Origin of the sequence: Bacillus sp. NPDC077027 (genome assembly GCF_050269555.1) — a bacterium.
Lineage (GTDB): Bacteria > Bacillota > Bacilli > Bacillales > Bacillaceae > Bacillus.
This window is the reverse complement of record NZ_JBNNIO010000014.1, coordinates 1-7,919: the sequence shown is the minus strand read 5'-3', so window position 1 is coordinate 7,919 and position 7,919 is coordinate 1. Positions and strand designations below refer to the sequence as shown.

Here is a 7,919-nt window from a genome sequence, read left to right as displayed (position 1 = left end):
AAAACCGAATGAAACAACTTGACTCCAAAAGTGGTCAAAGTGAAATAACAACACAAGCACTACCAATATTCTTCATACCTATCGCAATGACTGTAGGAAGAGTTGCTTTATGGGCTATAAGATCAAAAGGCGCAAAAACTGCCGTAAAGTATTTGAAAAACAGAATAAAAGGTTTTGGAAAGAACTATGAAATTGGTTGGAACTACACAAATAAATATGGAAAAGTAACTAGCCTTGTTAAAGTATTCTATAAAAAAGGCAAAAAGAAAACACGAGTCTTTGCAGTTGATAATGGAAAAGTCCCATTAAAACCAGGTTCAACAAACTGGTACTGGCATTTTCACGTAGCTCCAAACATCCACATACACCATGCCCTTAGAGCATCTATACCAAGCAAACACAAAGCTAAAAAAGGTGAAACTATACTCCACTAAACCAAAAAAAAGAAAAATCCTATTATAAGGGTTTTTCTTTTTTGGAATCATACTCTTTAATAATATCAATTGGATCGATTGCATCATCATCTTGTGCATATTCCTCTACATAAGGAGTAATCAATTTCTTAAACTGTTTTTCATCATCTACTAAAGCAATACAAGTTTCATATCCCTCAAAATCAGATGGGTATAAATGTGCAACAGAACTACCAGTTTCTAAAGCCTTATCTATTGCATTTCTTAATTCCAATAAACCTTTCCTGTTCCCCAAAATCAATGCTTCCATGTGATGAGTTTCTTGAGCATATATATTACACATCTCTAAAACATCATCATCATCCACTTGAATGGACATACAAAAAGCACCTCCAAAATAAAATTTAGTTAATTATATAATTCTTGATGCCAACATGCCAATGTGCCATGACCTCAAACGTCTCATTGACTACCTCGTCTTCATATTCTTCAATTCTGACAAGATCCCCGTCCTCGGCATCCGTCAATGTGCTATTTCCAAAACTGCCACCAAAATTTTTTTTGCCCTTCCTTTTCCTCCTGTTCCGTTGCTGCAATTAATTTTTTCGTTTCTTGTGTTTCTCTTATGGCCTCTAACAACTTTTTATCTCTTTCGAGAAGACTGTTTTGTATGTATTCTTGCTGTTTTTTCAACTGATCAATTAATTCTTTATTGAATTCCTCTTGTTGTTTTTTAAATTCCTCAAACTCATCCAAAAGCTTATTATAACTGTCGTTATGACGCTCATCATACGTTATATCATTTATATCACTGTCCGTTACGTCTTTCTTCTTAACCCATGATATAACTGCGTTACACGCCTGTTTCAAGGTCATATCAGGATGTTTTTTTATTTCTATAAGGCGTTTCAACACTATAACATCATTGTTAAAGTAACCTCGATGACCGTGCTCATTTTTATGAAATTTATAACCTGCCTCATCTAGCATGATGCAGTATTTCCTTAGCGTAGACTCTTGTATTTTAAGTATGGCAGCTGTATCACTACTGTTATAAACAGTTTGTTCTTGTTTTGTATCGCCTGACATAACACATCACCTCCGTTATAACATTCATTATACAAATAAAAATATCCTGCAAATAAAAAAGAGCCTTAACGGCTCATTAAAATTTATAATCTGCAGGTAAATTAACTACTGCTTATCTTTGCAATAGGAGGAAACATTGTACCCTCTAAACACTATTGACAGTCGGTCAATTGATTTGCAGAAAGAAACAAAAAAGTGGTGGCAATTTTGGAAATAGAACACCCATGACAATGGCGCACTTATACACACCCCTGTGTGCGTGCTAAAATCTATCGATTTCCGTCAAGCGTGTAACAAAAAAATGGCAGGGTTCTTAACCTCTGCCATTAAATAAAATTAAATATAAGATAAACCAATACTTCAGCCAAAAGTAAATAAATCATATACCTAGCATACTTAAACACATCTTCATCATCAGACGCCTTCTTACTCGTAAACGTCCAAAAGAATAAACCTAACACGGTTAACGCCACAATAACTTGAATAATAAGTAAAATCGACAATTACACTACTTCCCCCTTAAAATTTACCTCTACACTGCCATCCATAATAAGATACTTCAATAGCAACAGTAGCAGCATTAACTTTAATACCAGCTTTAACTAAAGAGTTGAACATTAATCTAGCCGCTAAATCATATTGCTTTGTCTTGATATATGTAAAGATCGCACCGCTTAACCACTGACGTGCAATATTACCATAACTCCCCACCATTTTATTAACTACACATTTTGCAAAAGATGTAGCACTGGCAGTACTTAAAGCAGGTTCTTGAGAGATTAATTCCTTCAATTTCAAAGCAGCCGGATCTCCCATAAGAATTTTAGCATTAAATGCATCTTCATCCTTAATAACATAACCGTTATCAGTTAATTCTCCTATTTCATCAAAATAGAACTTTAAAGTAGCTTCTAAATCTTCAATAGAATTATCAACATCTTCTGCTGAATTATTAATAGCGAATGTTGCCAAAGGTGAAGTAAATGTTACTAACATAACCATAACAATTGATACAATTATAGATTTAAAAAATAGATTCATAATACAGTATTCTCCCCTATTAGAAATTTGAAGTAAGTTAACATCGATCTAATAGGTGTTCAATTTAATTAAACACCTAAAAATGTTTCTTTAAAAGTGCTTTTAGAACTGGGTTTTAAATAAAAATAAAACTTTATATCCAGTCACAAGCAAGAGACAAACTTAAATATAACGAAATAAAGTAAAAAAAATCACTCCTTTTAACCAATTTTTGTATTACCAAAGACCAATTTACATTATTTTGGTATCTCAAACAATTAAAATAACCTTAAAATTACCTAAAATAGAAAAGTTTATAAAACGCTTGCGGACACCGCAATCAAAAAAGAAATTTTATATACAACCTTGACACAATAAAAAAACAGACTCACAAATGAGCCTGCTCTACTTCCTCCAATATTTCCTTACAACATTTAAAACAAAATTGACCATGGAATTCATTATCTAACGTTAGTTTTTTGGTTTTAAGATTCGTTTTTTTCTGGCATTTCATGCAATAACGAGAGCTTACTTTTTTATGTTGCCAATCACGAAAAGTATTACAACAAGGGCAAAAATAAATACCTTCTATTTCATCCATGTTAAGCACCTCACTGGATAATATAATTTTTAATTCCAACATGCCAACGCGCCATCACTTCAAACGTTTCATTTGCAACCTCATCATCATCTTCTTCAATTCTTACAAGATCCCCTTCTTCAACATCCGTCAAATTCAGTTCCTTATGAATCTCTTTCAAGATCCCACCATAACCGATCAACCGTCTTGCACTAAGTGCACCATCTAAATAATAGACCGTATCTAAATTTTCCTCGGTCACTTCATTCCCACGTATCACATCAGTGTCTTTCACTGGATACTTAGAAATCTCTAAAATGGCTTTTTGCTCTTCCATTTCTTTGCGTACTTCTTTTTCAATCGCTTCCGCATCGATTCCCTTTTTTCCTTTGACCCTCTGCACATGCACAATCGGTATGTAATCCAATTTCATTGCACGCTTCCAAAGGCTTGTCCACTCTGCTTGCTTAATATAACGTTTACCAGTGAAATAGCTTCTTTTCACTGGAATTAGTACATGAAAATGAGGGTGATATGTATTTTGTTCATGATTTTTCGTGATCTCTAAGGCTCTAAAATATCCAAGAACTGAAGTTTTCACAGCTTTATACCCAAACAATCGATTCCAAGCTTTCATCATATCCGTAATAGTCTGTTTCAGATCATCGCCCTCAACATTTTTCACTGTCAATGTGAGGAATATCCACGCAGGCTTATATTGCCTATTTGCTTCTTCAACGATCAATTTATTATGACTAGCAATTTTTAACGACCGTCGCCATGCACACATCGAGCATAACCTCACTTTACAAAAATAAGCATTTGATAATCGTAGCCTGCCCGTTTCAACATCTCTTCTAAACACAAGACACTCTGCACAATTACATACTTTTTCAGCTTTTTTTCCGTAATAAGGTGCACCGGTACGCTTTTCAAGTCCTTCATAATGAGCCGCCACAAGCGACGATCTCACCTTTTTCCCTCGCCAATCCCGCTTTTTACCTGTTGCGGTTTTATCGTCAAGGATGCTATAATTTGATTCATCTGAATATAACAAAGCAAAAAACTCCTTCTGCGCTAGTTCTCTAGCATTCTATTATTGTTGTGTGGTAACTCAATAATAGCAGATGGAGTTTTGTGCTGTCAAAATAGCTTTTAACCCTTGATAACACTGGTGTTATAGCGATTTTTAAAAATTGAGTTGTTTCTATATGTATCAAGATAAGAAAAGACACGATTCTGACTCCGTCAAAATCGCCTAAAAATCTGGCGAAACCGCCATCTTTTTAAACCAAAACCACAAAACCTAAAAAACCAAAGACTAAACCAAATTTCCCCGCAGGGGGAGATTTTTTTTTGATTTTTTTGAATCGCTTTATTCAAGAACCTTACTAAACCTGACATTTTAAAAATACTGCTACAACAAAAAACAGACCCTAAAGGTCTGTTCAAATCATGTACCATTTCTCACGGCAAGCTCGATCACAGCATTTGCATGACTAGCGTATACACTGCAAATCAACATCATCACTGCAAAAGAAGCTAAACCAAAGCCTTTTCTAATGCTCATACAAACAGTCGCCCCTTCGAATTTGTTTTTGAGCGTACACCATTTGTTGATACAGATATACAGAATTCTCCATACGCCCATGTTCAGTATAAAATTCTGCGGACTCTAACGCCAGTTCTTCTAAATATGGATAACCTCTTACATCATCAAAACGCTTTAATATCTCAAACAGCTCATCAATACATAATGGTTTAGTATATAAGTTTATGAGAAAGTCAAATAGAGAACTAAACAACGGATCAGGATTTGATTTCACATATTCAATGCCCTCGTTCAAATAGTATTGCGCAATTTCATGATTCCCTACTTTGAAATGAATAAGAGATTGCTGATAATAAACGATTTTAATATGAGTATGATCTTTCAGATAACCTTCAGCATCTTGCAAGTAATTCAAAGCAACTTCATATTTTCCTAATCGCTGATATGTATTTCCTAAATTCATCAAAGTGATCCCAATCATCAATCCATCCTTAATGCACTGTGCTTTTTTCAAGGCTTCCTGCAAATGAGGAATAGATTTTTCAGGACAGTTAAAATCATCATAATTACCTGATATAACAAAACGAGATTGAATTTCCTTAATCACATAAGTTGGATGAGTCTTATAAGTATCAAGAGCCAGCATAATGTAGTACATGGACATTTGAGTTTGTTTCATATGATAAAAAATCTCAGCCATTTTGTAATAGAACTCCGCTCTTTCGACTTCATCTGCTACCCGATCTAATCGCTTCTCCGCTTGTCTATAAAAAGTGATAGCAGTTATGTATTCACCTTGTGAAAACTCATACATCCCTCTGAAAAAATTGAAATAGTATTCAAGGATTCCGGTAAACTTTCTTCCTTGACCTTCGACAGCTCTTAAATATTCAGCTTTGTTCACTTTCCGCTCCACTGGATTCACATATTCAAGCATTTGTTCATGACGAAAATCCATCAACTGAAAATAAAGAACAGCCTGCTCGTCTTCCTCCATCATATCCAATTCATTTCTAATCTCACTCCGAAGCATTTCCGCATCTGTTACATTGAGTTTTTTTATATGTCGATACCACTCATTTATCTTTTGACCGATCACCGCTGCTGAAATAGTTTCCACTCCATCAATCCCCCGATCCCTGTCCATTTTTATGTTAAATCCTAGCATATGAAATACGGCTATAACCCTCTTGCGTTTCCAATTCTAGAAATTTTCGGCATCTCGCAAACAGATTTTTAGGTTGATCACATCAGACAAGACAGAAAAACGTATTTAAATACCTTATAAGCGTTTTTAACGTATTATCCCAAGTTAAATATCTAAACAAAAATAAAAGCGCTCAGAATGGAATCTGAACGCTCTCAGAGGCATTTTAGAATTAGATACCTCGTTTTTTATTGGTTTTATTTTTCTTTGTTTTTTGTACCCCCCTGTTAGCTAGGGGGGGTTCTCGTTTGGCTCTCAGTGCTCGCTTTTCGTTGCCACTCGACGACTGTCGTCGTCTTCCGCTCACACCTTCGCCAAACAAATCATCCGAATAACACTTTCTCTTATTCTATCATTTTCACCAAATCTTTTCATCAATTTTCCAACGGTACAATGCCATAGCATTCTGCTTGAACAGAGTGAAAACCCACAAGCACATTTTCAGGTGCATAAGTGGGCACTGTTCCATCAGTAACTCTTTTCGGGCTCTGCCCAAACCCGCCAACGGTTAGCCCGTTGGATCGCAAATATTCAAACCCCCTACCCCCGATCTTCGGGGGATGCCCCTTCGGCTGGCGCAAACAAACGGGGTTTGTTTTTTCTACAGGCTCTTGGGTGCAGTGAATGAGTCAACTCCTTAATGCTCACTTTCGTTCCGCTTACCGTTGACTCATGCCTGCATTTTTTCACTACATTTTTTTAAACAGTAACGCTCCTTTTGAGTGCACACTTTTCCGAAACAACACAAAACAAACTCAAACTTAATTCACCATTATTGAACCCTTGTCACTACTGATTTTTTTTGCAAAACGCTCCCTTTCTTTGTGTGCAGGTGCGCTCCTTTTCAAACAAAAAACGTTACCAAACTTTTATGCAAAAACCCCGTTGGCTTTTCTCAAACAGCTCACATTTTTGGTGCGTATAACTGGGCACTTTGACAAGTGGTCGGCAACTGGTCGATCATTTTTCATCACTAATGCTACAGTGATCTGCTCATTTTTCAGTAGTGATGGGGAAGTGATTTGTCCAAAAACCACCACTGTTACTGTAGTCATCAGTACCGTTTCTCTAGGGACATTTTTTTGCTAGGCTTTGCCTAGCTCCACACCATAAGTGGGGACAAGGTTCACCTTACTCTCTTTTTCAATTTCTCTTTTTTTAAAACCAGTGTCCCGCAGCTCACACTTTTTGTCGCCAATCTCAGTCCATTTATGGCGCACTTATACACACCCTGTGTGTCGTGCTAAAATCTCTCGATTTCCGTCAAGCATGTCAGCAAAAATAAGCTCCGCTTATGTCAAAAACAGAATAGAAATTGTAATCAAAACGACAATCAGAAAAAGGGTACTCATCAAATACAAAGTCACTCCAGCATCTTTAAATAAATTCCAAAGTAACATTGGTAAACCAAAAGTAACCGTATCAAAAATTGCTAAAGAAATTTCCTTTCGTTGTTCCCTAGACACTTGTAACACCTCCAATTTTTAGGATTCTATCACAGAAGAATTCCAAAAAATTAGAGTCGGAAAAATAAAAAAAATGATTGCGGACACCGCAACCAAAAAAACAATTTTCTTAAATCTATCTTAAATCCATTGATACACTCATTTTAATTAGATAACCTTAATTTTGTCATTTAATCCAAAAGGAGGAATAATAATAAAAATGTTCAAAAAAACACTTTTAACCCTAATTACCCTAACTCTTTTCATCTCCATATGGACTCCATTTTCAACAGAAGCATCAGCAGAAACTATCAATTCACAAGACTTAGAAGTTTTAATCACACCGACAGTCCTACAAAATGAACAAGCTGAAAAAGAATTAGACGAACTTGAAAAAAAAATGGAGACATACGTAGAAAACCTTCCATTTACAGAAAAAGAATTTGAAAACATGTCAGAGTCAGAACAAAATAAAGTGATAGATCAATATTTCAACAGTGAAGAATTTTTAACTTTAGAAAACCGAATGAAACAACTTGACTCCAAAAGTGGTCAAAGTGAAATAACAACACAAGCACTACCAATATTCTTCATACCTATCGCAATGACTGTA

Annotated in this window: 12 protein-coding genes and 1 pseudogene; 2 read left to right on the top strand and 11 right to left on the bottom strand. The window is 35.5% G+C overall.

Translation table 11 applies throughout. From position 1 onward, the window contains the following. Nucleotides 1–434 (top strand): hypothetical protein (locus tag ACQKEZ_RS19415; RefSeq protein WP_427303647.1); only part of this gene is annotated, 434 nt, incomplete at its 5' end. Nucleotides 435–456: 22 nt separating this feature from the next. On the opposite strand, the gene ACQKEZ_RS19410 is transcribed toward ACQKEZ_RS19415, so the two are convergent. From ACQKEZ_RS19410 to ACQKEZ_RS19360, 11 genes and pseudogenes are all read right to left on the bottom strand, one after another. Continuing rightward, nucleotides 457–792 carry a hypothetical protein gene (locus tag ACQKEZ_RS19410; RefSeq protein ID WP_427303645.1) on the bottom strand — a complete coding sequence of 112 codons (336 nt, stop codon included), beginning with the start codon at nucleotides 790–792 and terminating at the stop codon, nucleotides 457–459. Between the two features lie 25 nt (nucleotides 793–817). Continuing rightward, nucleotides 818–940 (bottom strand): annotated as a pseudogene (locus ACQKEZ_RS19405) (protein rep); the annotation flags it as partial. A gap of 4 nt (nucleotides 941–944) precedes the next feature. Beyond that, nucleotides 945–1,502, bottom strand: a complete 558-nt coding sequence (locus ACQKEZ_RS19400; RefSeq protein WP_427303643.1) for a DUF3967 domain-containing protein — start codon at nucleotides 1,500–1,502, stop codon at nucleotides 945–947. A 326-nt stretch (nucleotides 1,503–1,828) separates the two neighbouring features. Beyond that, complete coding sequence (locus ACQKEZ_RS19395; protein ID WP_427303641.1) at nucleotides 1,829–2,005, bottom strand: hypothetical protein; 177 nt, start codon at nucleotides 2,003–2,005, stop codon at nucleotides 1,829–1,831. A 16-nt stretch (nucleotides 2,006–2,021) separates the two neighbouring features. Further along, nucleotides 2,022–2,543 carry a hypothetical protein gene (locus tag ACQKEZ_RS19390; RefSeq protein WP_427303639.1) on the bottom strand — a complete coding sequence of 174 codons (522 nt, stop codon included), beginning with the start codon at nucleotides 2,541–2,543 and terminating at the stop codon, nucleotides 2,022–2,024. Nucleotides 2,544–2,910: 367 nt separating this feature from the next. Continuing rightward, a complete protein-coding gene (locus ACQKEZ_RS19385; RefSeq protein ID WP_427303637.1) occupies nucleotides 2,911–3,123 on the bottom strand; it encodes a hypothetical protein in 213 nt (70 codons plus the stop codon). A gap of 10 nt (nucleotides 3,124–3,133) precedes the next feature. After that, nucleotides 3,134–4,159, bottom strand: coding sequence for a protein rep (locus ACQKEZ_RS19380; protein WP_427303635.1), 1,026 nt, complete (start codon nucleotides 4,157–4,159; stop codon nucleotides 3,134–3,136). Between the two features lie 502 nt (nucleotides 4,160–4,661). Continuing rightward, nucleotides 4,662–5,774 carry an aspartate phosphatase gene (locus ACQKEZ_RS19375; protein ID WP_427303633.1) on the bottom strand — a complete coding sequence of 371 codons (1,113 nt, stop codon included), beginning with the start codon at nucleotides 5,772–5,774 and terminating at the stop codon, nucleotides 4,662–4,664. A gap of 461 nt (nucleotides 5,775–6,235) precedes the next feature. After that, a complete protein-coding gene (locus ACQKEZ_RS19370) occupies nucleotides 6,236–6,388 on the bottom strand; it encodes a hypothetical protein (RefSeq protein WP_427303631.1) in 153 nt (50 codons plus the stop codon). Nucleotides 6,389–6,730: 342 nt separating this feature from the next. Further along, entirely contained in the window at nucleotides 6,731–6,916 is a 186-nt protein-coding gene (locus ACQKEZ_RS19365) for a hypothetical protein (RefSeq protein WP_427303629.1), read from the bottom strand. Nucleotides 6,917–7,153: 237 nt separating this feature from the next. After that, a complete protein-coding gene (locus ACQKEZ_RS19360; RefSeq protein ID WP_427303627.1) occupies nucleotides 7,154–7,327 on the bottom strand; it encodes a hypothetical protein in 174 nt (57 codons plus the stop codon). 199 nt (nucleotides 7,328–7,526) lie between these two features. Between ACQKEZ_RS19360 and ACQKEZ_RS19355 the strand changes: the two genes are divergently transcribed. Further along, nucleotides 7,527–7,919: hypothetical protein (locus tag ACQKEZ_RS19355; protein ID WP_427303626.1), on the top strand; the 393-nt coding region annotated here is incomplete at its 3' end.